23 protein-coding genes are annotated in these 24,430 nt (G+C 32.5%); 8 read left to right on the forward strand and 15 right to left on the reverse strand.

The genetic code is table 11. The annotated features are described in order from the left end of the window. Positions 1-54: 54 nt before the first annotated feature. Complete coding sequence (locus tag BFS35_RS05215) at positions 55-1,572, forward strand: ATP-binding protein (protein WP_099580574.1); 1,518 nt, start codon at positions 55-57, stop codon at positions 1,570-1,572. A gap of 57 nt (positions 1,573-1,629) precedes the next feature. Here the strand turns inward: BFS35_RS05215 and BFS35_RS05220 are convergent, their stop codons facing one another. The 6 genes from BFS35_RS05220 to BFS35_RS05245 all read right to left on the reverse strand — a co-directional run bounded on the left by BFS35_RS05220 (position 1,630) and on the right by BFS35_RS05245 (position 8,752). Continuing rightward, positions 1,630-2,973 (reverse strand): TrkH family potassium uptake protein, encoded by a 1,344-nt coding sequence (locus BFS35_RS05220; RefSeq protein WP_099580572.1) that lies wholly within the window; start codon positions 2,971-2,973, stop codon positions 1,630-1,632. A 32-nt stretch (positions 2,974-3,005) separates the two neighbouring features. Next, entirely contained in the window at positions 3,006-4,532 is a 1,527-nt protein-coding gene (locus BFS35_RS05225; protein ID WP_158554255.1) for a S1C family serine protease, read from the reverse strand. A gap of 77 nt (positions 4,533-4,609) precedes the next feature. Next, positions 4,610-5,383 (reverse strand): TerC family protein, encoded by a 774-nt coding sequence (locus BFS35_RS05230; protein WP_099580568.1) that lies wholly within the window; start codon positions 5,381-5,383, stop codon positions 4,610-4,612. Between the two features lie 78 nt (positions 5,384-5,461). Then, positions 5,462-7,024, reverse strand: coding sequence for a peptide chain release factor 3 (locus tag BFS35_RS05235; RefSeq protein ID WP_099580566.1), 1,563 nt, complete (start codon positions 7,022-7,024; stop codon positions 5,462-5,464). A gap of 11 nt (positions 7,025-7,035) precedes the next feature. Then, positions 7,036-7,275: a YueH family protein gene (locus BFS35_RS05240; protein ID WP_096076963.1), complete on the reverse strand. Its 240-nt coding sequence runs from the start codon at positions 7,273-7,275 to the stop codon at positions 7,036-7,038. Further along, positions 7,256-8,752 (reverse strand): UDP-N-acetylmuramoyl-L-alanyl-D-glutamate--L-lysine ligase, encoded by a 1,497-nt coding sequence (locus BFS35_RS05245; protein ID WP_099580564.1) that lies wholly within the window; start codon positions 8,750-8,752, stop codon positions 7,256-7,258. Before BFS35_RS05245 ends, BFS35_RS05240 begins: the two co-directional genes overlap by 20 nt. Positions 8,753-8,876: 124 nt before the next feature. Here BFS35_RS05245 and BFS35_RS05250 point away from each other — a divergent pair, with 124 nt between their 5' ends. From BFS35_RS05250 to ltaA, 4 genes are all read left to right on the forward strand, one after another. Continuing rightward, positions 8,877-9,593, forward strand: coding sequence for an ABC transporter ATP-binding protein (locus tag BFS35_RS05250; RefSeq protein ID WP_099580562.1), 717 nt, complete (start codon positions 8,877-8,879; stop codon positions 9,591-9,593). Next, positions 9,590-10,777 carry an ABC transporter permease gene (locus BFS35_RS05255; RefSeq protein WP_099580560.1) on the forward strand — a complete coding sequence of 396 codons (1,188 nt, stop codon included), beginning with the start codon at positions 9,590-9,592 and terminating at the stop codon, positions 10,775-10,777. The genes BFS35_RS05250 and BFS35_RS05255 overlap by 4 nt, the downstream gene beginning before the upstream one ends. Before the next feature lie 142 nt (positions 10,778-10,919). Beyond that, on the forward strand, positions 10,920-12,089 hold the full coding sequence (locus BFS35_RS05260; RefSeq protein ID WP_099580558.1) for a diglucosyl diacylglycerol synthase: 1,170 nt from the start codon (positions 10,920-10,922) through the stop codon (positions 12,087-12,089). Then, on the forward strand, positions 12,067-13,266 hold the full coding sequence (ltaA, locus tag BFS35_RS05265; protein WP_099580556.1) for a lipoteichoic acid biosynthesis MFS flippase LtaA: 1,200 nt from the start codon (positions 12,067-12,069) through the stop codon (positions 13,264-13,266). The genes BFS35_RS05260 and ltaA overlap by 23 nt, the downstream gene beginning before the upstream one ends. 37 nt (positions 13,267-13,303) lie before the next feature. Here the strand turns inward: ltaA and galU are convergent, their stop codons facing one another. Next, the gene (gene galU, locus BFS35_RS05270; protein WP_099580554.1) at positions 13,304-14,179 is read right to left on the reverse strand and encodes a UTP--glucose-1-phosphate uridylyltransferase GalU; all 876 of its coding nucleotides are present in this window, start codon (positions 14,177-14,179) and stop codon (positions 13,304-13,306) included. 145 nt (positions 14,180-14,324) lie between these two features. Beyond that, complete coding sequence (locus BFS35_RS05275) at positions 14,325-15,422, reverse strand: AI-2E family transporter (RefSeq protein ID WP_099580552.1); 1,098 nt, start codon at positions 15,420-15,422, stop codon at positions 14,325-14,327. Positions 15,423-15,514: 92 nt separating this feature from the next. Between BFS35_RS05275 and BFS35_RS05280 the strand changes: the two genes are divergently transcribed. After that, a complete protein-coding gene (locus BFS35_RS05280; protein ID WP_158554256.1) occupies positions 15,515-16,237 on the forward strand; it encodes an alpha/beta hydrolase in 723 nt (240 codons plus the stop codon). Between the two features lie 44 nt (positions 16,238-16,281). Further along, positions 16,282-16,791: a YjcG family protein gene (locus BFS35_RS05285; RefSeq protein ID WP_099580549.1), complete on the forward strand. Its 510-nt coding sequence runs from the start codon at positions 16,282-16,284 to the stop codon at positions 16,789-16,791. A 28-nt stretch (positions 16,792-16,819) separates the two neighbouring features. Here the strand turns inward: BFS35_RS05285 and fabI are convergent, their stop codons facing one another. The 7 genes from fabI to BFS35_RS05320 all read right to left on the reverse strand — a co-directional run bounded on the left by fabI (position 16,820) and on the right by BFS35_RS05320 (position 23,652). Then, positions 16,820-17,593: an enoyl-ACP reductase FabI gene (gene fabI / locus BFS35_RS05290; RefSeq protein ID WP_099580547.1), complete on the reverse strand. Its 774-nt coding sequence runs from the start codon at positions 17,591-17,593 to the stop codon at positions 16,820-16,822. 153 nt (positions 17,594-17,746) lie between these two features. Continuing rightward, on the reverse strand, positions 17,747-19,585 hold the full coding sequence (locus tag BFS35_RS05295; RefSeq protein ID WP_099580545.1) for a monovalent cation:proton antiporter family protein: 1,839 nt from the start codon (positions 19,583-19,585) through the stop codon (positions 17,747-17,749). A 9-nt stretch (positions 19,586-19,594) separates the two neighbouring features. Continuing rightward, positions 19,595-20,971 carry a magnesium transporter gene (gene mgtE, locus BFS35_RS05300; protein ID WP_099580543.1) on the reverse strand — a complete coding sequence of 459 codons (1,377 nt, stop codon included), beginning with the start codon at positions 20,969-20,971 and terminating at the stop codon, positions 19,595-19,597. Between the two features lie 25 nt (positions 20,972-20,996). Beyond that, entirely contained in the window at positions 20,997-21,857 is an 861-nt protein-coding gene (locus BFS35_RS05305; RefSeq protein WP_240628367.1) for an RluA family pseudouridine synthase, read from the reverse strand. Further along, positions 21,854-22,651 carry an NAD kinase gene (locus BFS35_RS05310; protein WP_099580541.1) on the reverse strand — a complete coding sequence of 266 codons (798 nt, stop codon included), beginning with the start codon at positions 22,649-22,651 and terminating at the stop codon, positions 21,854-21,856. Before BFS35_RS05310 ends, BFS35_RS05305 begins: the two co-directional genes overlap by 4 nt. A gap of 12 nt (positions 22,652-22,663) precedes the next feature. After that, on the reverse strand, positions 22,664-23,293 hold the full coding sequence (locus tag BFS35_RS05315) for a GTP diphosphokinase (protein ID WP_099580539.1): 630 nt from the start codon (positions 23,291-23,293) through the stop codon (positions 22,664-22,666). A 14-nt stretch (positions 23,294-23,307) separates the two neighbouring features. Further along, positions 23,308-23,652, reverse strand: coding sequence for a UPF0738 family protein (locus BFS35_RS05320; RefSeq protein ID WP_099580537.1), 345 nt, complete (start codon positions 23,650-23,652; stop codon positions 23,308-23,310). 147 nt (positions 23,653-23,799) lie between these two features. Between BFS35_RS05320 and BFS35_RS05325 the strand changes: the two genes are divergently transcribed. Further along, positions 23,800-24,387 carry a CYTH domain-containing protein gene (locus BFS35_RS05325; protein ID WP_158554257.1) on the forward strand — a complete coding sequence of 196 codons (588 nt, stop codon included), beginning with the start codon at positions 23,800-23,802 and terminating at the stop codon, positions 24,385-24,387. Positions 24,388-24,430 lie beyond the last annotated feature (43 nt).

Genomic DNA, 24,430 nt, shown 5'->3' on the forward strand with positions numbered 1-24,430 from the left:
CTTTGTGATATTATAGCATGATTTTTAATATGACTTTTAAAACTGGAGAAATATATGAATAATATCAAAAAATACGTCATTTATAATATCATAATTACATTGTTATTTTCAGCATTATTCTGGTATTTATTAGCGCATAACGAAGAAATACATCTTCGTGAAAACATAAAAAAATCTATCGGAATTCATACGGAACAGGTTGATTCTTTTTTTAGTGAAACAACTTCTGCAGTTGAAAATGTTGCTACTACAGTTATTTATGAAAAAGATAAAGTAAATATTGATAAAAAGATACAAGTGCTTAAAAATCGTGACCACCGTATCATTAATATCTATGTTCTAGATCATAAAGCGACAGTTATCAATTCAAATTCTGAAGCAATGATTGGTAAAAAAATAGAATCCATGAAATTCTTCAATCATATCGAAAAAAGAACTTTAAATAATGTGGCGATTAGTGACGTTCGTAAAAATAATATGAATAAGAATGTCGTTTACATTACAAAAAATATTACCGACGAAAAAACAAGTAATCTTGTCGTTGCAGAAATTGATATTAATACAATTGGTACAGTCATTGATTCTCTTCAAAAAGATAATACTGTAACGATTACAGACTTTAATGATCATATCATTTTTCAGTCAAATCACCCTATATTCACTAATATAAAAGAATCACAGAAATTTTTAAAAGTTGATTGGAATCTTACAATCAATTCAAATAAGAATATTTATCGTGAAGTATTTGAAAAAGTTCTACTTGCAGCATTAGTATTTTCATTACTTATTGCAACCTTACAACTTTTTTATCATAGCTATAAAGCACAGAAAGAAAGTGAATTATTACTTGCAGATATTAATTCTCAAAAGAAAGAATTGATAGGGCAACTTGCAGCTAATACTGCACATGAAATAAAGAATCCATTAACATCGATTAAAGGGTTTGTAGATTTACTGGAAATGCAATATGATGCTAAACATGAAAACCAATATTTTAAAATTGTAAAAGCAGAATTAGAACGTATCAATTTAATCGTAGGACAATTCTTATTACTCGGAAAGCCTACAAAACTTGATGTAGAAATAGTAGATTTAAGAGATATTGTGAGAGAGACACTAACATTTCTAGAATATGACTTATCGATGAATAATATTCGAACGATAAAAAGCTATACCGATCATCAAACGCTTGTTCATGTGGCTGTCGACCAATTTAAACAAATTATCATCAATCTTATTCAAAACGCCAAAGATGCAATGGTAGAACATAAACAAGGTATCATTGAAATCAAGGTGGATCACACACAGGATCAAGCTATTCTTTCAATACGAGATAATGGATGTGGCATGAATGAGGAAGTGATAAAACAGATATTTAATCCTTTCTTCACAACTAAAATCACTGGTACGGGCCTTGGATTACCAGTCTCTAAAAGTATCATCGATGCAAATAACGGTGAAATTGAAGTAATCAGTAAAATAGATATCGGTACAACATTTATTATTAAACTGCCACTTATCTCTATTCCATCTGAATATGATCAAAATAATAATAAACTAAAAAAAGACTAGCAAACAAATGCTAGTTTTTCTTACTATCAAAACATTTTCTCTTTATATTAAATATTATTATCCAATCATAATTCTTTCTTTCGGATATCTATATTTTTCAGGTTCTGCTTTACCACCAAGCATTATAATAAATGAGATTAATCCAACACGACCTATAAACATCAATGCCATAATGACGAGCTTACTACCACTTGTTAAATCTCCGGTTATACCAAGTGATAAACCGCAAGTTCCAAAAGCACTCATCACTTCGAAGAAAATCGACAGTAAATCGAATTTATCATTTTCAAAGAATAGAATAAATAATAACCCTGCAAAACAGATAATAGTAGCAAGTACCATTACAGCAAAAGTTCTTTGAATATCAATGGGATCAATTTCTTTATTGAATACTTTAATGTTCGTTCTACCATTACTATAATTCAGTAAAAACAAAATTAGTATCGCAAATGTAGTTGTTCTAATACCTCCACCTACTGAACTTGGACTAGAACCGATAAACATGAGTCCCCCCATAAAAAAACGTGTGGCCTCTGTTAATTGATTTAAATCTATCGTCGTAAGACCCGCACTTCTAGTTGTTGAAGATTGAAATAACGCATAAAAAAGACCTTTATGCCATGAAATATTTTTAAAAGCGTTATTATACTCAAATAAATAAATAACAACTGTTCCAACAACAAATAATAGAAAATATGTACTAATCGTTAGTTTCGCGAATAAACTAAACCTGAAATTTGGAATTTTGTTTGTTAAATAAGTTTTTATTTCAATGATAACAGGAAATCCAATTGCACCTAATACAATTAAAAACATTGTTATCGTCTGGACAAAGTAATCATCTGAATAACTATTAAGAGAATCGCCTGTTATATCTAAACCACCATTTGTAGTTGCAGAAACCGATGCGAATAACCCATGGAATAGCGCATCTTTGATAGAATTCATATCTTTATAGAAATAAAATGCTAAAAATAAGGCGCCCAGTATTTCTATAAACAACATCGCCTTCACAATTTCAAGAATCATTGTTACAACGCCAGACATCTTATTTTGATTATGATCCACCATTATTAGTTGTCTTTCACGCATCCCAATCTTCTTACCAAGAATAACCCATAACAAAGTACCCATCGCCATAACACCAATACCACCAAGATTAAGGATGACAAGGATGACACACTGACCAAAAGTCGAATAGGTTTCTGCAATAGACACGGGTGACAAGCCTGTTACACTGACACCAGACACTGCAACAAATAATGAATCAATGTAACTAATATCAACGTTTGGTTGATGTACGTATGGCATACGGAGCAACAAGAAAGAAATGAATATTGCTACAAGGTAATAAAGCACAATACCTTGTTGCGGCGTTAACTTTTGGAATAACCTGTTCATTATTTCACTTCTTTCTTAAATCAATGTAGATTTTATAACTTAATTTTAATATTTTTTTCAGCACCATTGCGAATAATTGTCAAAGTAATTGTATCCCCAATTTTCTTTTCATTAAATAAAATTTTTCTAAAATGAATTTTAGATTTAATTTCTTTATTATCTATTTTTTTAATGATATCGCCTAGCATCAGTCCATTTTTCTCTGCTAAAGCGTTTGGTTCTATCTCCATAATTTCTACACCAGTTTGATCAGTCGGAGAGTTAGGATCATTAGGGTTACTGTGCGTGCCCACATCTTCAATCATAATACCCATTTTTGGACGATTTATACTACCTTTTTGTTCAAGCTCCTTTAATACTTTCTTTACTTCATTCACAGGAATACTAAATGCAATACCTTCTACACCTTCCATAGAAATCTTCATCGAATTCAGACCAATCATTTTTCCTTCTTTATTTAATAAAGGACCCCCAGAATTTCCTGGATTAATTGCAGCATCAGTTTGTAATACATTCATTTCCCAATCATAAATCTCATCACCATCAATGTCTACCGGTACATTACGTGATAAACCAGATATAATTCCAGAAGATGCACTTCCTGCAAACATTTGTCCTAAAGGACTACCTAATGCAATGACTTCTTGTCCAGGTTCTAAATCATTACTATTTGTCATCTCAATAACTGAGTTTATATTACCTTTAGGCATTGTAAGAATAGCCATATCAGTCCAGACATCGTAGCCTATCATCTTTGCTTTTTCTTTCTTTCCTTCATAAGTCACTTCAATTTCATTAGCTTTTCCGACAACATGATAGTTTGTTAGTATATATGCTAAATTTTTTTCTGTTTTATAGATAATACCTGTACCAATCCCCACCTCTTCAGGCGCTTTCACTGCACTCTCAGGATCTATCGTCTCACTATCAGTAGCTTTTTGAAGATTAGTAATACTCACCACATTCTTAATATTTTTCTTAATTGCTTGTTCTGTAGAAGTTTTAACTTCAGATTGTTTAGATACTTCTTGTGGCTTCGAATTAAACAGGCTCATAAGTAATATACCGATCAATATTCCAGCAAGTGTACCCATCAAAATTTTTGGCAGTTGTGAACCGAAAGTACGATTTTCTTTTCTATTTTTTAAATCGTCATTTATCTCATCTCTACTGAAAGATTCTTCTACTAATTCATTTTCCTCAGACGTTTTGTTTATATTATTTTCATGTTTTTGGGAATCACTAGTTTCAGGACTTTCTTCATTCTCAATATGCTTTGTTACATCTACAGTATTTTCCTTATCAATCGCTTCTTCAGTAGCAATTGAATTACTGTTGATCAGTGATTCTTTATTTTCATTAATATGATTATCTTTGTCACTTTTTGTTATTGTATCATCCACAATTTCAATATCTTCTTTTGGTGCTATTTTTTCTAATATATTATCTTTTTTATGTAAATACGGATAAATCATTCTAACTTTCTGACCTTTAAAGAACAATCGTTTAGGTCGACTGTAATTTTTCTTTTTGATGACAATTTTATGTTTATGCTGCATGATTTCCTCCATAAAAAAACTTAGTGTATCTATTATAATATAGATACACTAAGTTTTATATGATATATCAAGTTTTTTTATGCATTTGATTGTTTTTTCTTACCACTAAACCAACCTATTGCTAGTATCAATAATAATACGCCCCAGAAAGTTAATTGCCATGGCATACTGTGTGGAAATTCGTGTGGCAAGATATGAATTGATTCATGGGCAAGTACCATCACGACTAACTTCACGCCAACCCAACCTACAATTGCAAAAGCTGCTGCTTCTAATGAAGGATTATCATGCAGAAGTTTTACAAACCATGTAGCTGCAAATCGCATAATAATTACTCCTAACATACCACCAGTAAACATCACTAAAAATTGTCCTAAGTTCATCCCACCAAATTGTGGTCCAACTTCTGGTAATGTTAAAGCAATTGCTATCGCTGCGAGCATTGAATCAATTGCAAATGCAATGTCTGCAAATTCTACTTTCGCAACTGTCATCCAGAAGCCACTGCCCTTTTTACTATATTTCTCTAGTTCTGCTTCTTCAGCTTCACTTGTGGCATCACCTGTCTTAAAATATTCATATAAATTTTTTATAGACATAAATAGTAAGTATGCAGCACCTAAAGCTTGTATTTGCCAAAACTTAGCAAGATAAGCGATCGCAAATAATGATGCAAATCTAAACACAAATGCTCCAAGTAATCCATAAAATAATGCTTTTTTTCTTTCATCTTCAGGTAAATGTTTCACCATTACTGCCATAACGATCGCATTATCTGCTGCAAGTAATCCCTCTAAAACGACAAGAACTATTACAACCCATGCGTACGTTATCAATATTGACATATCCATCTTCTCACTCCGTATCATTAATAAAAAAGTTAATGACTGTATTATACGCTTTTAATTCATTTTATATTGTAAATCTGTTTATAACAAACTGTATAACTTAATCTCTGGAAACTTATCCAGGAACCAGCGTGTAGCAAATTCATTTTCAAATAAAAATACTTTATTCCCATAACGATCATCTACTAATATTGATCGACTTCCGTTCATACTGTCTTTAATATCTTCTTCATTTTCAATCCAACGTGCTATTTTACGTCCTACTGGTTCCATAATAACATCAACATTATATTCGTTTTTCATGCGGTGCTCGAACACTTCAAATTGAAGTTGTCCAACTGCTCCAAGTATAATTTGATTCGTATGCAGTGTTCTATAAAGTTGAATCGCACCTTCTTGTACAAGCTGCTCTATTCCTTTATGGAAATGTTTTTGTTTTAATACGTTTTTAGGGCTAACTTTCATAAAGATTTCAGGTGTAAACTGAGGTAACTTTTCAAATTTAAATTTTTGATTCCCACCTACGAGCGTGTCACCAATCTGGAAATTACCTGAGTCATATAAACCGATAATATCGCCACTTACTGCATGATTAACCGTTTTAGTGTCATCAGCCATAAATGATGTGGAACGAGATATTTTCATCTTTTTATCTGTACGTGTTAGTTTCACATCCATACCTCGTTCAAATGCACCACTCACGACACGCATAAATGCAATTCTATCTCGATGTAAAGGATTCATATTTGCTTGAATTTTAAAGATAAATCCAGAAAAGTCTGCTTCAAATGGAGAAACAACTTCTCCTTCTTCAGTTTTTCGTCCACTTGGCATCGGTGCATGATCTACATAGGCATTTAAGAAGTTTTGTACACCAAAGTTTGCTAATGCTGAACCAAAGAACACAGGTGTTAAATCTCCTGTTAATAATTTTTCATTATCGAAAGTTTCCCCTGCACCGTCAACTAACATCAGTTCTTCAACTGCTTGTTCGAAAGCAGAATCATTTGAAATGGCATGTTCTTCAATAAGTTCATAATCTTCATTTAAATGTAAAATATTCTCTTCATCACGGAAAGGTTCAATCGTTTTCTCTTTGCGGTCAATGATACCGAAGAATGATTGACCCATTCCAATCGGCCAGTTCATAGGATATGTTTCAATTTCTAAAGTCTTTTCAATTTCTTCTAATAATTCAAAGGGTTCTTTACCGACACGATCAAGCTTATTGATAAATGTAAAGATTGGAATACCACGCATCTTACAAACTTTGAATAACTTTAATGTTTGAGGTTCAATCCCTTTAGCAACGTCTATTACCATGACTGCGCTATCAACTGCCATTAACGTACGATACGTATCTTCTGAGAAATCTTCATGTCCTGGCGTATCTAAAATATTGATTTTAAAGTTATCATAATCAAACTGCATAACAGAACTTGTTACAGAAATACCACGTTCTTTTTCAACATCCATCCAGTCACTCGTTGCAAATTTACCTGTCTTTTTACCTTTAACTGTACCCGCTTCACGAATCGCACCACCGAATAATAACAACTTCTCTGTCAAAGTTGTTTTACCAGCATCCGGATGAGAGATGATAGCAAATGTCTTTCTTATTTCTACTTCTTGTTTTAATGTCATATTTGTACTCCTTATACTTCGCTTGTCCACTGGGCGATAGATAAAGCCAGTTGATTTGCTTCTTTTTCGTCTAATATATTAAATAAATGATGATACAGATGGTCCACTAATGCATCACCATAAATATCATAATCAAATTGAATAGAAAAGAATATATCCGGTACACTTACAAGAATTGTCTCTTCCTTTTTATTCTCATGGATATATACTTTACATTGTAATGACTCACCATTATTCGTTCTTATTTTCATTCGTTTCTCTCCCATATTTTTCATATGCTGCTTCAAGACCAATTAAATCATCTCTATGTGGTACTTTTTTATAACCTGGCATTATCTGATAAGGTTCACGTCCTTTAGATGCGAGTACTATCATATCACCAGGTTCGCTCACTTCAATTGCATGACGTATGCCTTCCGCACGATCTAAAAAAGAAATATATCGATCATGCGTAACACCTTTCTCTAATGCATCTGTTAACTTTTTAGGATCATCATTTGCCGGATTGTCCGGAGTGAATATCACATAATCAGCACGACAAGCAATCGCACCCATTTCAGGTGTCTTTGTTAAATCTCTTTCACCCGCCATACCTACTAGAAAAATAAGCTTTCCTTTCTTAAATGGTTCAACAGCATCAATTAACTTATTCATACCGTCAGGTGTATGTGCATAATCTATAATCAGATCAACCGGTAAATTACTATCTAAAACTTCCAGGCGACCTTCTACTGGATTTAAACGTTCAGTAGCTTGTGCTAGTGTCTCAATATCATGTCCTTGTGTCCACATCGCACATAGTGCTGCAAGCATATTATACACATTAAATCGCCCGATATAAGGGCAACGAATTATTGCTTTACCATCTGGCGTTTGTAAATCAAACTGAATGCCCTCTAAACTTTCAAGTATATTCTCTGCTTTAAAATCACAGTCATTTTCAATTCCATATGTGATTATCTCTCTGGGAGAAGCAATGATAAGTTCAGATAAATAGTCATCGTCGCCATTGATAATCGCATATTTAGGTTTAGTATAATCATTGCCGAGTTGAGCAAACAATAAAGATTTATGAAATCCGTATCGTTCCATCGTCTCATGAAAATCTAAATGGTCTTGTGTAAGATTAGTGAATATTGCTGCATCAATATCAACACCATTTGTTCTGCCAAGCGCCAGACCATGACTACTCATCTCCATAGACATTGCCTTAGCACCTTTATGATATGCATCCTTAATATGTTGATTTAATGTTATTGTCTCTGGTGTGGAGTTTGAACCTTTAGCGACATCTTCGTTATACTGAAATCCGTTTGTTCCTAAATAAGCTGAATTAATTTGTAAAGCTCTATGGATATGGTGAATCATTGTGGCAACACTTGTCTTGCCATTAGTCCCCGTCACACCATATGTCGTTAACTTCTGACTCGGAAAATCCATGAGAAATTGACCGAAGATATTTGCAACTTTAAGTGTGTCCTTAACAACAAGCTGCCCAACATTCTGAGGTAATCCATCAATGAAATGATCAACAACAATCATTCTGCAACCTTGTGCAATAACACTCGGAATAAATTTATGACTATCAACGGTATATCCGTGACTTGCAACGAATACAGAATCTGCATTTGCCTGTCTTGAATCCACTACAATATTAGTAACATGTTCAGGAAATTGACCATATATTTTCTTCGCTTTAATCACTTTCAATAGTTCTTTCGTATCCATTCAGTGACCTCCTTTAATTCAATTCTTAATTATACACTTTTTTAAAACATTCGCCTATACAAGTTAAACATGTTCATTCAAAATAAATAAGCGTATAATAAAAATAAAATTAAGGGAGGTTATTATGTCAAAAGTAATTGTGAGTCAACTTTCAAAATCCTTTAACCATCAAAAAATACTTAATGATATCAGTTTTTCTGTAAATAGTGGTGAACGTATAGCTATAGTAGGCGCTTCTGGTTCAGGCAAAACCACACTTATACAATGTATGCTTGGCATATTAAAAAGTGATAGCGGTAATGTTACGATAGATGATCATTTTATGCCGCATCTTAATTCATTACGAAAGATTGGTTATATGGCTCAGTCTGACGCATTATATGAAGATTTAACTGGTCTTGAAAACCTCAGATTCTTCGGTAAACTCTATCGATTGCATAAAAAAGAATTACAAGCATCAATTGATGATGTAGCAAAAATTACTGAATTAACTTCTCATCTCAATAAGCGGGTAGCTCAATATTCCGGAGGTATGAAACGAAGATTATCACTTGCAATCAGTTTGTTACATCAACCACAACTTTTAATTTTAGATGAACCAACTGTTGGCGTTGATCCGTTATTAAAACGCAAAATATGGCAATCATTGATTGATTTAAATAGAAACGGTACAACAATCATCATTACGACGCATGTAATGGAAGAAGCTGAGGCATGCGATAAATTACTATTGCTATATAATAATAAAATGATAGGTTTTGGTTCACCTCTTCGTCTTAAAGCACATTATCAGGTCGATACAATCGAAGATATATTTATTAAAGTAGGTGAATTGCAATGAAAATATTAACAATCGCACAACGTATTATCACTCAAATTATTCGTGATAAACGTACGTTAATGCTTTTATTTATAGCACCTATTATGTTACTTACTTTACTTCATTATATATTTCAAACAGTTGATGAAGGAGAAGCACGCGTTGGAATATATCATATTCCAGAAGGACTTAATCGTCAGTTAATAGAGAATGATGTAGAACGCGTCAAAATCAGTTCGACAAAAAATTTAAAAAATACGATTGAAGATAAAAAGCTTGATGGCATTATTATTTCTAATAAAAAAAATATTGAAGTTTATTATACGAATCTAGATCCAAACAAAAACATAAAGTTAAAATCAGCGATTCAAGGGTATAAAAATAAAACAAAATTTTCAAAGTCCCAAATTGTTATTGATAATATGCAACAGAAATTTGAAGATCTTAATCAGCAGATGGATAAATTAAAAGATCAATTAAAAAAATTAGGTCCTTTATTAGATCGTGTTGGCATAGATTTGCCAGATACAAATAATAAAGACAAACAGATAGATGTTAATGAAGATGTGCTCTTCAAGACACATTACATTTATGGTGATAAAAACAGTAATTACTTTGATATGATCAATCCAGTATTGATTGCTTTCTTCATCTTTTTCTTTACATTCTTAATTTCAGGAATTACATTGTTAAAAGAACGCACGACTGGCACATTAAATAAGTTACTTTCAACGCCGATCAAAAGATATGAAATTATAATAGGATATATGCTAGGTTTCTCTTTGTTTGGCACAATTCAAACTGTTATGCTAGTGCTATATGCAGTATATGTATTAAAAATGGAAGTAGCTGGTTCCATTTGGCTACTCATCATCAGTAATATCATACTTGCATTTGTTGCGCTTAGCTTAGGTTTATTTATCTCAACTTTTGCAAAATCAGAATTCCAAATGATACAATTTATTCCACTCATCATTGTACCTCAACTACTATTTAGTGGTATTATACCTATAGAGAATATGCACAAACCTTTACAAATCATAAGTTATATAATGCCACTTAAGTTTGGTGCAGATAATTTATCACGTATCATGTTAAAAGGACAAAGTATTGAAATTATCCCTAATATAATTGTTTTAATTTTTATGTACATCTTTTTAATGATACTTAACATCACATTATTAAAACGTTATCGCAATATATAATGTACTGATTTAACTTAAAAATATTGTTTTGTAAAGAATAAACAAAATTATTGTAATTTTTATGTAATTTTCAAGAAAAATTACCACATCAATGTGATAATAAGATAGCATTACAATAAATCAAATGAATCGGAGTGTCATTATGCTGATTAAAAATAAAAAAATACTGATTTTGACAGGTTCTTTCGGCAATGGTCATATTTCAGTGACAAATGCACTTGTTAATCAATTTAATAAAATGCACTTACCGAACGTTACTGTAATTGAACATGATTTGTTTCAGGAAGCACATCCTATCATCAATAGCATCGCTAAAAAATATTATATTAATAGTTATAAATATTTCCGAAGATCATACGAATATTTCTACTATGCTAGACCAGATAAAACAGAATCTTGTTTCTATAAATATTATGGATTGAATAAACTTGTAAATCTTATCATAAAAGAAAAGCCAGATTTAATACTTTTAACGTTCCCTACTCCTGTTGTATCGATTTTAAAACGTGATTTCAATATCCATACACCGGTTTGTACAGTTATTACCGACTATCGTCTCCATAAAAACTGGATTACACCAGACTCTGAACAATATTACGTTGCGACAGAAGAATTGAAACAAGAGTTAGTTGCAGTAGGTGTTCCTATCACAAATATTACTGTAACTGGCATACCTATCCATGAAAAATTTAATTTATCCGTAGATAGAGATACATGGTTAACTGAACATGGACTAGATCCTAAGAAGAAGACTTTGCTTATGGTCGCTGGCGCTTTTGGTGTAATGGAAGGATTTAATGAAATGCTTTCTTCATTAGTTGAAAAAAGTGATCATCAATTTGTTGTTATATGTGGTAAGAATCAATCACTTGTATCAAATTTACAACAGCAATTTAAAGGGAAGAATGTTTTAGTTATGGGATATACTCAACAGATGGCTGAATGGATGTCAGCTAGTGATCTTATGTTAACGAAACCAGGTGGTATTACCATTACTGAAAGTTTATGTAAAAATATCCCCCTTGTATTCTTTAATCCCGCACCTGGACAAGAAGGGGAAAATGCTGTTTATTTTAGCAATAAAGGTTATGCACGTATTACACATTCATATGCTGAAACAATTCATGTCACATTAGATTTGTTAAATCATGAACGTGAGCTAGAACGCTTAGTTCAAAATATGAAAAAAGATTACATTCCAAATTCTGCACAAAACATTTGTAGTTCTATTATCGAAATATTAAACGAATCACTCATCCAAAATGATATTCAATCGAAAGCGAGATTATATGCGAGACTCTTCGCGAAGTAGATTTACAGGCAAAAACTTTTGGTTAATGATTTCGATTTTGTTTTTAATGGAATTTGCACGTGGAATGTATGTTTTGAGCTATCTTCCAGTATTGCCGACAACTAAATCAAAAATTACTGTTGGTATCGTTTCACTTGCCATCACACTTCACTTTATCAGTGATGCGCTCACAAACTTTGGAATTGGATTTATGTTAAAAAGATTTGGTACGAAGAAAGTTTTAAATTTAGGATTTTTATTAGCATTTTTCGGATTATCTATTGTGGTATGCTTCAATAACCCGATCGCACTAATTATTGCGGCAATACTCACAGGTATTGCTGTAAGTCCAATTTGGGTCATCATGTTAAGTTCAATTGATGATACAAAACGGTCTAAACAGATGGGTTATGTTTATTTTGCATGGTTAGTCGGCATGATGGCTGGAATGATTGCTATGAACTTAATATTTAAAATCCATCCGACAAAATTTACTTTTCTTATGCCAGTATTTGTATTGATCGCATGGTTACTTTACTTTTTTGTGCATGTAGAAGTTTCATTTTTTGAGAAGAAGTCTATTAAGACACAATTTGCCCACATTAAACATGTCATGATGCGACATTTAGTATTATTTCCTGGTATTGTATTACAAGGACTTGCCATAGGTATGCTTGTACCTATATTACCAATATACGCAATTAAACACCTTCATGTAACAACACTTGAATATACTTATCTATTAATCGCAGGAGGTATCGGTTGCACGATATCAATGCTATTTATTTCAAAATTTATGGATGAAGTTTCTAAAATTTATTCTCATATCGTTATATTAACTGGTTTTATCATCTTTGGTGCTGCCATCTTTATAATGACTCAAATCAGTAACTATTATCTTGTGCTCATAGCAGCTGTGCTTATCGGTATCTTCTACGGCTTATTATTACCAGGATGGAATGCATTTATGGCGAGTCAGGTTGAAGCGAAATTGAAAGAAGAATCATGGGGTGTATTTAATTCCCTGCAAGGCATTGGCACCATGCTTGGACCTGTTATTGGTGGCGTAATTACTGAAGTATTTCATAATACTAATTTTACTTTATTTACTTCAGCCAGTTTATTTTTAAGTCTCGCGTTATTTTATGGCATTTATTTTTTAAAAATGCATCATCAGAAAAACAGAGCTGATCATTAATGAATCAGCTCTGTTTTAATTTTTATTAACTTGGTAATTAATTTTTATATTTCTTTACGAGGTCTTCTAAAAACGGAATAAGTTGATCTTTCATTTCTGAACGCATCGCATATTCCATCGTTGTCTTAACAAAACCTATTTTATCTCCAACATCATAACGTTCACCTTCGAAGTCATACGCATAAACTTCATCATCTTCATTTACTCTTGCAATCGCATCAGTAAGCTGGATTTCCCCGCCTGCTCCAATATTCTGTTCTTCAAGATAATTGAATATGTCTGGTGTTAACACATAACGACCCATAATTGCTAATCTTGAATCTGTTGTTCCTAATTTTGGCTTTTCAATTAATGTATCGATTTCATATAAACGGCCATCCTGAGATTTTGATTCAATCATGCCATAGCGTTCTGTATCTTCATACGATACAGTTTTAGCACCGATTACTGATTTTTGTTTTTCATCATAAACATCCATCAGTTGTTTAATAGCCGGTACTTCACCATCAACAATGTCATCACCGAGTAAAACAGCAAAAGGTTCTTCTCCGATAAATTGTTTCGCTGTCCAGATTGCATGACCTAATCCTTGTGGCGATTTTTGTCTGACATAAAAGATATTTGCTAAATTCGTTGAATGCTGTACTTTTTTCAGTAAATCATACTTTCCTTTTTCTTCTAAGTTAAATTCCAGTTCCATCTGAGCATCAAAATGATCTTCAATCGCACGTTTATGTTTACCTGTTACGATAATAATATCTTCAATACCTGCTGCAACTGCTTCTTCAACTATATATTGAATTGTCGGTTTGTCTAAAATCGGTAATATCTCCTTGGGCATTGCCTTTGTAGCTGGTAAAAATCTAGAGCCGATGCCTGCAGCTGGAATGACAGCTTTTCTTACTTTTGACATGTGGGTGACCATCCTTTACTCAAATTAAATTTTCTATTAGTTATATATTCTATTATATTTTAACATACTTTATGGAATCATTTATATTAAGAAAATATAAAAATAAAGGATAATCTTGTAAAGATTATCCTTTATAATCGTTTAGTTATCTTTGCTTTTCATTTACTGATTTAACAGCTTCATGTGTAATGTCCTGACGATGCATATAGATGTTGCGTACAATTGTTTTTATGACTGCATATGTTGGAACCGCAACAAGTATTGCCATAAATCCTCCCAAATTACCTGCTGCTAAAATAACAGTTATAATTGTGAGCGGATGAATATTTAAAGATTTGCCCATAATGTTCGGTGTGATGACATTTCCTTCTAACTGTTGCGCTATAAACATGATAATGATGACATAAACAGCCATAATTGGATCCTGAATTAAAGCAATGATTATTGCAGGAATAACTGCAAGATATGGCCCTAAAAATGGAATTAAATTCGTTACCATACCCCACATCGCTAAAATCAATGCATAGTCTAATCCAATGATTAGATAACCTATCAACAATAAAATACCAAGGATAACACTGACCGTAACTTGACCTTGTATGTATGATCTTAACGTTTTATCGATATCTTTAAATAAATTTACGACAAATAATTTTCTTCGTCCTGAAAATGGTGCAGCAACAAAAGGAATGAAACGATCATGATCTTTCAGCATATAGATTAAAAAGAAAGGCACTAAAATGATTAAAAATAACGTTGAAATAAATTGAGTGATAAATGAGAATGCATTTGATACTATTTTACCTGAAAAACTATTTAATTTTTCAATGCCGTTATTTATACCATCCTTAACGTTTTCTGGTAGTTTCTCGCGTTGATCTAATGCGATATTAACGTAAGATTGAAATTCTTTTTGGATTGTTGGAAAATTATCTACAAAATTATTACCCTGTTTCATAATAATTGGTCCAACAAATGATATAAATAGACCTGTTAGTATAATAAGCGTTAACATAATTGTTGTTAAACTCTGCCATCGCTTGAGATTATATCTTTTCTCCAGTTTATCTTGAAATGGAACAGTTACATAGTAAAGAAAACCGCCTAGTAATAAAGGTAAGATAATCGATTTAATAATTACAATGATAGGGTAAAAAATATGATTAATTTCTAAAAAATACTTAATGATTAGAAATGATAATAATAATGCAACCCCAAATCTAAACCACACTTTTCTTGTCATAATGTCCTCCTAGAAATGATATAGTCTATTATACCCAAAAATAATGATATTATTAATTTAAAATAAAAATTATATGAAAAGAGTTGATGATGATGAAAAATGGTCTTATAACACCATTTACTATGAATAGTGAACATTTAAATAGAACAGTAAAACTAGGCATATACTTTCCAGAAGATTACTCTCCATTCGTACAACACACATTGTTTATTTGTTTTGATGGACAGGATTTAAGTCAGATAGGAAGAATTCATCGCAAATATGAAACGTTAAAAGATGATTTTGATAACCCTTCAGTATTTCTTTTCGTACATTATAATAATGTCGATGAGAGAAAAGATGAATATCATCCAGAAGGTATTAACCGTGAAAAATTCCAGAAATTTGTGTCTGAAGAATTGCTGGATTACATACAAGAGACTTTTAATTTCGTGCATGATAAAAATAATACGATTGTTATCGGAGATAGTTTAGCAGCTAGTATATCTTTAACACTTGCTATAGAATATTCTGAATTAACTTCAAAATGTTGTCTATTCTCTCCAATGATAACAGATAAAATATTAAATCAAATAAATAATCTTTCCCAAGAAAGAAAAAGCGAATTGAATATCTATTTAGTTGTAGGTAAAGAGGAAGATTATTTTAAACTACTGACTGGAGATTATGCCGATTTTTTAACACCAATTAGACAATTACATCAAGTGCTAATAGAAAATAATATTTCACATTATTATGATGAATTGGACGGTGGACACACATGGAAAACATGGCAAACAGAAATAGAGAAATGTTTAAATTATTACTTAATTTGAAATTCTGATATAATTGAATTATCAGAAAAAAAGGGGGATTCATTATGAAACTAGGCATTGTATTATACCCATCAAAAGCATATCAGGATGAAATTAATCAGTATCGTAAGCGCTATGATTCTCATTATGCGTTAATCACACCACATATTACGATTAAAGAAGCATTTGAGGTAGATGATAATGACATTGACGCTGTTACTGATAAATTAAAAGAGGTAGCAAAAACTGTACAACCAGTAGAAATTAACGTGGAAAAAGTATCAGATTTTGCACCAACTCAAAATATCATCTATTTAAAAGTTAATCCAAATGAAAATCTCGTTAAGTTATTCGAATTATTGAATGATGGATCATTCTATGGTACGAACACATATCCATTCGTACCACACTTTACAATTGGACAGGGGTTTTCTTCGCAGGAATTCGAAGACTTAAAAGGACAATTATCAATGAAAGATGTTACACATTCTGAAGTTATCGATAAGATTAGTTTATGTTATCAGTTAGATAATGATACATGGAATGTAAAAGAAACATTTAAATTAGGGGAATAAAAAAAAGCCATTTCGGCTTTTTTTATTTTTATCCGACGATATGATATCCACCATCTACATGAATATTTTCACCAGTAACCCCACTTGATAAGTCAGTTAATAAATATAATGCAGTTTTACCTACTTCAATAGTATCAACATTTCTTCTTAATGGTGCATGCGCTTCAATTTCTTTTAGTATCGTATTAAAGCTACCGACACCTTTTGCACTCAATGTTCTGATTGGTCCCGCAGAAATTGCATTAACTCGAATACCATCTTGTCCTAAATCAGATGCTAAATATTTAACGTTAGCTTCTAACGATGCTTTCGCTACACCCATTACGTTATAGTTAGGAACAGCAAATTCTCCGCCGATATATGTTGTTGTAACGATAGATCCACCTTCACGCATTAACTTTGAAGCTTCTCTAGCGACAATTGTTAATGAATATGAACTGATATCCTGAGCCAGCAAAAATCCTTCACGACTCGTATCGATAAAGCGACCACGTAAATCTTCCATATTTGCAAACGCGATAGAATGAAATACACCATCAATTCGTCCGAATTTATCTCTAATTTGTTTAAATGCATTAACAACATCATCATCACTCTGTACATCACATTGTATCATTTCTGCATTCTGATTATTCTTAAAGTTAGGTAGCAACTTCTCTAATTCATTCTTACTTCTTTCTTTACGATACGTAAATACAAGTTTACAGCCAACTTCATCTAAAACTTGAGCAACCCCATATGCAATACTTCTTTTATTCGCTATCCCCATTATCACGTAAACTTTATCCGCAAAATTTAACATTATCGTTCTCCTTTATATGCAAGTTCTAGTATCTAGTACTAATTTATTTAACTATAACATAAATCATTACTCAAAAAAAGCGAATCATATCTTTCCTTTAAACAAAAAACAATCTGGCCATGTCTCTATATGACATGGCCAGATTGTTGATGATTAAAATAATTCTAATTCACGTTTTATTTCATCTACATAGTTTCTTTCACCGGTAACAATTAATCGGTCTTTAAAATGAAGTTCCGTTTCACCATGTGGCACAATAGAATCATTTCCACGTAATATTCGCACAAAGATAATATCACCTGAGAATGGGAATTCACGTAATTGCATTTCATGATATTTTGTATTTAACATTTCAATTTCATATAATGAAGTTTCAACGTTAGATAAAAGATTTAACATGTTTGGTGATTCGATTAAACCTTTTAATAACGTTTTTGTACTCTGGAATTCACTAAATACTTCAATACCTGCTTCAGTTAACTTATCGTCTTCCTGCAATGTTTCTAAACGGCAGATTACACGTGGTACACCTTCTTGTTTCGCCATTTCTGCAACACTTCTATTAATTGATTCATCATTCGCCGAACAAACAACAATGTCAAAATCAAAGAGACCAGATGCAGATAATGCCTCGTAACTATATTCATCAAGTTCGATTGTTTCCAGATCCTGAATCGTTCTTTTATCGACATTATTCTTTAAGTAGAATAACGTCGGTAAATATAAATCTGATTTAAAGCTTTGCGCGACTGGTATTGATAACTGGTTCTTACCGATAAATGCCACTTTAATCATTTTTTCTTCAGTGATTGCAACCGGGAAAGTCTTCTTAAATAATATTGGAACAATGACACAAGTAATAACTGCTGCTAATATTAAAGTACCACTTGTAGCAGCATCGATAGTTCCTAATCGTTCAGCGATTTTCGCTGAAGCGATAACTAATGATAGCGTAGATGTCAGTAAGAATGAAGACGCAATTACTGTTTTAGTATCATACCACTTTTTTAATATTGCTATCGGAATGACTTTAGTTAAATAGAATGCAATTAATAAAAATGGAATAATAATTAATCCCGATGGATCTTTAAATAAAGCTGGTATATCTAAATCGACACCTACCATAATAAAGAACATCGGAATAAAGAAGCCATATCCAAAAGAATCTAATTTATTAACCATATCCTTATCTGGACCTAGAAGACTCACAACACATCCTGCTAAAAAGGCACCTAATATATTTTCAGCACCTACACCTTCTGCAAGTGCGACAAGCAAAATAATTAAGGCAAATATTGCACGAATTCCGATTTGAGTCGTTCCTGCCATCAATTTTTCCAGGAATGGTGCTCTTTTAAAATTCTTACCGGTAATATAAAATAAGCCGGTAAATACAATTAATATACCAATTAACCAAATCGGTGAATCACCTTCAGCATAAAGCGTACCATATAATGTTAATAATAAAATTGTTGCTAAATCCGCAATTACTGCAACAAGCAGGATGATTTGTCCAATTGTAGTCTGCATGATATTCATTTCTTTTAAGGTAGGAACTACTACGCCCAAAGAAATCGTTGAAATAATAATAACCATCAATAACACATCGTCTATAATACCCGTCCATTTAAATAAATAAGCCGCAATAATTGACAGAATTAAAATGCCGGTAAATATAATTGATGAGATTATAATGGGATTTGGTTCTTTTTGCTTTCCTTTTTTCTGTTTCGGTGATGATTTAAAAGCTTTAAAATCAATTTCTAAACCACTTAAAAACATTAAGAATATAAATCCTAAAGTGGATAACATATTTAACATCGCAGTTCGATCTACCCAGTTAAATAGGGACTTTCCTAAGATAATACCCATCAATATTTCCGCTACTACGACCGGTAAAAAATTAATACGAAGTCTATTTAGTAGTATTGGTGTCAAAAACGCACAAACGACAACAATTACAAGTGATAATAATTCTGCATGATTTCCCATCTTTTCCTCCTAAGTTAAATAACTCATAAAAGTGGTTGCTAACCCGAAATAGATTAACATACTGATAATATCATTGGTAGTAGATATAAATGGACCACTGGCAACAGCAGGATCTATCTTTAATCTATGCATCACTAAAGGAACCATTGCCCCAGCTAATGTAGCTACCGTCATTGCAATCGTTAAACTGAAACAGACAATCAATCCGAGCACTGGTGTTTTGTACAATACACAAATAATTATAAATAACATAACTGAACAGCTTAACCCGGTAATAAATCCCGATCCCGCTTCTCGCAATGCAAGTTTAAACTTACTTTGTTCATCAATCTCGCCTGTCGAAATACCACGAACTACTACGGCTAAACTTTGCGTACCGGAATTACCTGCCATCCCACCGATAAGCGGAATAAATGCTGCAAGCAAAGCAACCTTACTTAATGTATCTTCAAATTGTCCTAAAATTGATGCTGTTATCATTCCCATAACTGTTAAAGCCATAAGCCATGGCAGGCGTTTACGGGCTGTCGCAAACATAGAATCATCTGTAGAATCAATATCACTTACCCCGGCAAGTTTTGAGTAGTCTTCACTTGCCTCTTCATCAATAACGTCTAAAATATCATCGATAGTAATGATACCAAGCAAATGATTTTGATAATCTACAACAGGAATCGCTAAGAAATCATAGTCTTTCATAATATTAGCGACATCTTCCTGATCATCAGCAACATTAACGCTAATAACTCTCTCATTCATTATGTCTTCGATATATTCATCATTTTCTGCAACGATAAGATCTCTTAGAGAGATTACGCCGACAAGTTGTTTCTTTTCATTCAGCACGAAGATATAGTAAATTGTTTCCGCTTGAGGTGCTTGTTCTTTTAATTGAATCATCGCTTCACGCACAGTGCTTAGTGATGATACTGAAATAAATTCAGTTGTCATCAATCCACCGGCTGTATCCTCTTCGTAGTGTAACAGTGCTTTTATTTCTCCTGCTGTTTCTTTATCCATCAGCAGAAGCAAACTCGCAATCTTCGTCTTTGGTAACATCTTTAAAATATCTACTGCATTATCTAAAGACATCTCTTCAAACATGCTGCTTGCATAACGTGCGTCCATTTCTTCAAAGATGTGATCATATTCATCATCTTCCATTTCAGTTGTTTCCATAAATTCTGCAACTTCTTTTGGAGATAAATAATGATAAATTTTATCTCGATATTCATCACTGGACTCGGTGAAATACTCACCTTGATCATATGTATGAAGTTCGAGAAATTCTTCTCTAAACTGGTCTATATCACCACTCAACAACAGTTCATCTAATGCTTCTTTATTATACATTTCTTCTTCTAAAACAACTTCTTCTTCTGCCATAATCTCACCTCCAAAATACAATTTATTATAACACATCAAAAAAATGACTTAAATCTTTTGGTAATGATGACTTTATATTTATTTGATTACCGTAAATTGGATGATTAAATCGTACTTCGTTAGCATGAAGTGCATGTCTATCGATTTTTTTGTCATTCCCATACAATGTGTCACCAATCAGTGGATGTCCTAATGTGTAAAAATGGACACGTATTTGATGTGTTCTACCTGTGTGTAGACGTGCTTTTACCAATGATATATTCATGATTTTATTATATTGAAGTAATTGATATTCAGTTCGAGCATATTGTCCATAGACACTAACCTGCCTCGTGATGATTGAAGTGTCACTTCTTTCAATCGGCATGCAAATATTACCTTTAGGCTTCATTTCACCAAGACATATTAATAAATAATGTTTCTCTATTTCATTCGTCAGCAAATGATGAATCAACTGATGTTTAGCAAATACTACAATACCACTCGTATTTCTATCAAGCCTGCTAACAGGATGAAGCACACTGTTATCAAATTTTTGTTCGAGGTATCCATATACTGCTTCTAATAAGCTATTATGTGGATGTAATTGAGACGGTATTGTATTCATAAAACTAGGTTTATTTACTATGATCATAAAAGAATCATCATATAATATTTCAATTGGAATGTGGTTTGTTATTAAGTATGGACTTCTTATTTCATCAGGAAGTCGCACAGTTAATGTATCATCTTGAGATATATTTGCTCTAACAGTTACAGGATGCTCATTCACAAGTAAAGCGCCATTTTGTTTAATGGCGCTTAATGACTTCTTACTATAACGCTGATTTTGTAAAAATGTTTTTACAGTTGTGGCTTCTTTAATCGTGTATCTAATTTGAATCAATCGTTTGCGATAAAAGAATCATGAACTCTTTTCCAGAATGGAAAAGGCCTAAATCTTGCAAAACGAACTTTCTCATCTGCAACACGATATTGTATCGAAGCCACACCTTTATGATCTGCTGTCAGATGATCAAAAGTAAGTTGTAAAGTACTAGGATTAGCAGGAACAACCTTGCAAGTATGATGCTTTGGTAATACTAATGGAGATCCTACTGTACGAAACACCCGATTATTAATCGATGCTATTTCTGTTATTTGCATCGCTTCTAATGAAGGATGAATCAATGCTCCGCCGAGTGCTTTATTATATGCAGTAGATCCACTCGGTGTCGAAATGCATAAACCATCTCCTCTAAAACGTTCAAATTGATCGCCGCGGATAAATAAATCAGCTACGAGAGTCGCTCCATTATGCGTTTTCACTGTTGCTTCATTAAGAGCTAAATATCTTGAAGGTCTTCCTTCCTCATATCTAACGATAACTTCAACTAAAGGGTATTCTATGACTTGAAAAGAATCATTATTTATAGCGAGAATTAATTTTTCAACTTCGTGCGGTAGCCAGTCTGCATAAAAACCTAGGTGTCCTGTATGTATACCAACAAAACTTGTTTCACTCAATCGATGACTATATGTATGAAAGGCTTGTAATAATGTACCATCCCCACCTACAGAAATTACTATTTCGGGTTTTTCAGCATCTTCAGTCATATTAAAATCTTTCATAAATCCTGTCATTTTCTGTTTTAAAGCATTGCTTTTTGAATCACCTTTAGACAATATATTAAAACGCATTCTCTCACCCTCTTAGTCTCTAATCTCACTACGCTGTTCCGAATAAAACTTTTGAGCTTCTTTTATTTCTTCACGTATTTCAGACATTTCTTCATCTAATAAATATGCTGCTTCAGCGGCTCTTTCTAGACGATTTTGAATTTCAGGAGGATAGTCTCCTGCATACTTATAACGTAATGTATGCTCAATTGTTGCCCAGAAGTTCATCGCTAACGTTCTAATTTGTATTTCTGCAAGTATAAATTTCTTACCTGTTAATGTTTCAATTGGATATTTAATAATGACATGATATGAGCGATAACCACTTTCTTTCGTGTCTTTGATATAGTCTCGTTCTTCTACTACTTCAAAATCATGACGATTGCGTAACATTTGTACAACGACATCAATATCATCCACGAATTGACACATCAGTCTAAGACCAGCAATATCATACATTTCTTCACTTAAACGGTCAAAAGGAATACCACGTGTATTCGCTTTCTCAATGATACTTGGTATCGGTTTAACTCTACCAGTTACAAATTCTATCGGAGATGATTTACCTTCTGATTGAAATTGTTTACGAATACCCTTTAATTTAATTTTAAGTTCGTCGATTGCTTGTTTGTATGGTGATAAAAATAAATCCCATTGGTTCATAACAACACCTCATTCTATAGCTCAAATACCTCTTCAACACGTTCAACAAAAGGTTTACCATAATTGAAATTCCCTTGAATATTATCAATAAGTTCATCAAATTCTTCTTTAAAATTAATCAGTTCAATTGTTCCGTATAAAAACCACGGATATGATTCGTAAGCTTTCATCATATGCCAGGTCTCTTCAACGAATCGTAAATTAGCGAAGCTCTCGCCACCATCTAATAAATAAACAAATTGAAAATTATCACTATCTACCACCATCGTACCTGTGGCTGTTGCTTCAATTGGTGATTCTTCTGTAAATATCATCACTTTATTTTCTTCTAATTTAATTTCATTGACATGTAAATTCATTTTTGCGTCATCTCCTTAACATGAATATTTTAACATAATTATTATAAATGTTTTAATGATTATTGATTTAGTCATGAATAGAATGTAATATACTTTACTTCATTTATTATGTTGTACATAATTAAAATATATAAAAGGGGGTTCACCATGGAAGAACTTGAAATTGAATTCAAGAATCTACTTGACTATTCAACTTACGAAAAATTAAAAAACGCGTTATTTATCGATGCGCCGATGATTACGCAAACCAATTTTTATATCGATACGAATCAATTCGATTTAAAATCGCAGAAATGTGCACTTAGAATTCGTGATAATGGCGCATCTAAAATGATGACATTAAAAATACCACAAACAATTGGTGTCATGGAGTATTCTGGTGTGATTGATGAGCGTATCATAGATCAGGAATATATCGAACACCGTTACATCCCTGAAAATATTGACCAGCAATTAAAAAAAATGAATATAGCTGATAATTCACTTCGTGTATTTGGTGCGTTATCAACAGAACGTCGCGAAATAGAATATAAATCCGGTCTACTTGTCCTTGATGCCAGTTATTATCTTGATACGAGCGATTACGAGCTGGAATATGAAGTAAACAACTACGAAGAAGGCAAAGTACATTTTGATACGTTACTTGAATATTATAACATTGACAAACAAGAAACAATGAGCAAAGTACAAAGATTTTATAACCATTACAGTAAACTTACAAGCAAAATACTTTAAAATTGTAATATACATGCTATATTAGTATGAAAGTAAGGAGATG

Origin of the sequence: Macrococcoides goetzii (assembly GCF_002742385.2) — a bacterium.
Taxonomy (GTDB): domain Bacteria; phylum Bacillota; class Bacilli; order Staphylococcales; family Staphylococcaceae; genus Macrococcoides; species Macrococcoides goetzii.

What these genes read in the sequence shown, in the direction of transcription:
- BFS35_RS05320 (WP_099580537.1), bottom strand. Translation starts at nt 23,652, where the DNA reads ATGAATTTACATGTCAATGAAATTAAATTAGAAGAAAATAAAGTGATG.
- BFS35_RS05260 (WP_099580558.1), top strand. Translation starts at nt 10,920, where the DNA reads ATGCTGATTAAAAATAAAAAAATACTGATTTTGACAGGTTCTTTCGGC.
- BFS35_RS05295 (WP_099580545.1), bottom strand. Translation starts at nt 19,585, where the DNA reads ATGGGAAATCATGCAGAATTATTATCACTTGTAATTGTTGTCGTTTGT.
- BFS35_RS05315 (WP_099580539.1), bottom strand. Translation starts at nt 23,293, where the DNA reads ATGAACCAATGGGATTTATTTTTATCACCATACAAACAAGCAATCGAC.
- BFS35_RS05285 (WP_099580549.1), top strand. Translation starts at nt 16,282, where the DNA reads ATGAAACTAGGCATTGTATTATACCCATCAAAAGCATATCAGGATGAA.
- fabI (WP_099580547.1), bottom strand. Translation starts at nt 17,593, where the DNA reads ATGTTAAATTTTGCGGATAAAGTTTACGTGATAATGGGGATAGCGAAT.
- BFS35_RS05235 (WP_099580566.1), bottom strand. Translation starts at nt 7,024, where the DNA reads ATGACATTAAAACAAGAAGTAGAAATAAGAAAGACATTTGCTATCATC.
- BFS35_RS05220 (WP_099580572.1), bottom strand. Translation starts at nt 2,973, where the DNA reads ATGAACAGGTTATTCCAAAAGTTAACGCCGCAACAAGGTATTGTGCTT.
- ltaA (WP_099580556.1), top strand. Translation starts at nt 12,067, where the DNA reads ATGCGAGACTCTTCGCGAAGTAGATTTACAGGCAAAAACTTTTGGTTA.
- BFS35_RS05240 (WP_096076963.1), bottom strand. Translation starts at nt 7,275, where the DNA reads ATGAAAATAAGAACGAATAATGGTGAGTCATTACAATGTAAAGTATAT.
- mgtE (WP_099580543.1), bottom strand. Translation starts at nt 20,971, where the DNA reads ATGGCAGAAGAAGAAGTTGTTTTAGAAGAAGAAATGTATAATAAAGAA.
- BFS35_RS05310 (WP_099580541.1), bottom strand. Translation starts at nt 22,651, where the DNA reads ATGCGTTTTAATATATTGTCTAAAGGTGATTCAAAAAGCAATGCTTTA.
- BFS35_RS05275 (WP_099580552.1), bottom strand. Translation starts at nt 15,422, where the DNA reads ATGACAAGAAAAGTGTGGTTTAGATTTGGGGTTGCATTATTATTATCA.
- BFS35_RS05280 (WP_158554256.1), top strand. Translation starts at nt 15,515, where the DNA reads ATGAAAAATGGTCTTATAACACCATTTACTATGAATAGTGAACATTTA.
- BFS35_RS05250 (WP_099580562.1), top strand. Translation starts at nt 8,877, where the DNA reads ATGTCAAAAGTAATTGTGAGTCAACTTTCAAAATCCTTTAACCATCAA.
- BFS35_RS05230 (WP_099580568.1), bottom strand. Translation starts at nt 5,383, where the DNA reads ATGGATATGTCAATATTGATAACGTACGCATGGGTTGTAATAGTTCTT.
- BFS35_RS05245 (WP_099580564.1), bottom strand. Translation starts at nt 8,752, where the DNA reads ATGGATACGAAAGAACTATTGAAAGTGATTAAAGCGAAGAAAATATAT.
- BFS35_RS05215 (WP_099580574.1), top strand. Translation starts at nt 55, where the DNA reads ATGAATAATATCAAAAAATACGTCATTTATAATATCATAATTACATTG.
- BFS35_RS05325 (WP_158554257.1), top strand. Translation starts at nt 23,800, where the DNA reads ATGGAAGAACTTGAAATTGAATTCAAGAATCTACTTGACTATTCAACT.
- galU (WP_099580554.1), bottom strand. Translation starts at nt 14,179, where the DNA reads ATGTCAAAAGTAAGAAAAGCTGTCATTCCAGCTGCAGGCATCGGCTCT.
- BFS35_RS05225 (WP_158554255.1), bottom strand. Translation starts at nt 4,532, where the DNA reads ATGCAGCATAAACATAAAATTGTCATCAAAAAGAAAAATTACAGTCGA.
- BFS35_RS05255 (WP_099580560.1), top strand. Translation starts at nt 9,590, where the DNA reads ATGAAAATATTAACAATCGCACAACGTATTATCACTCAAATTATTCGT.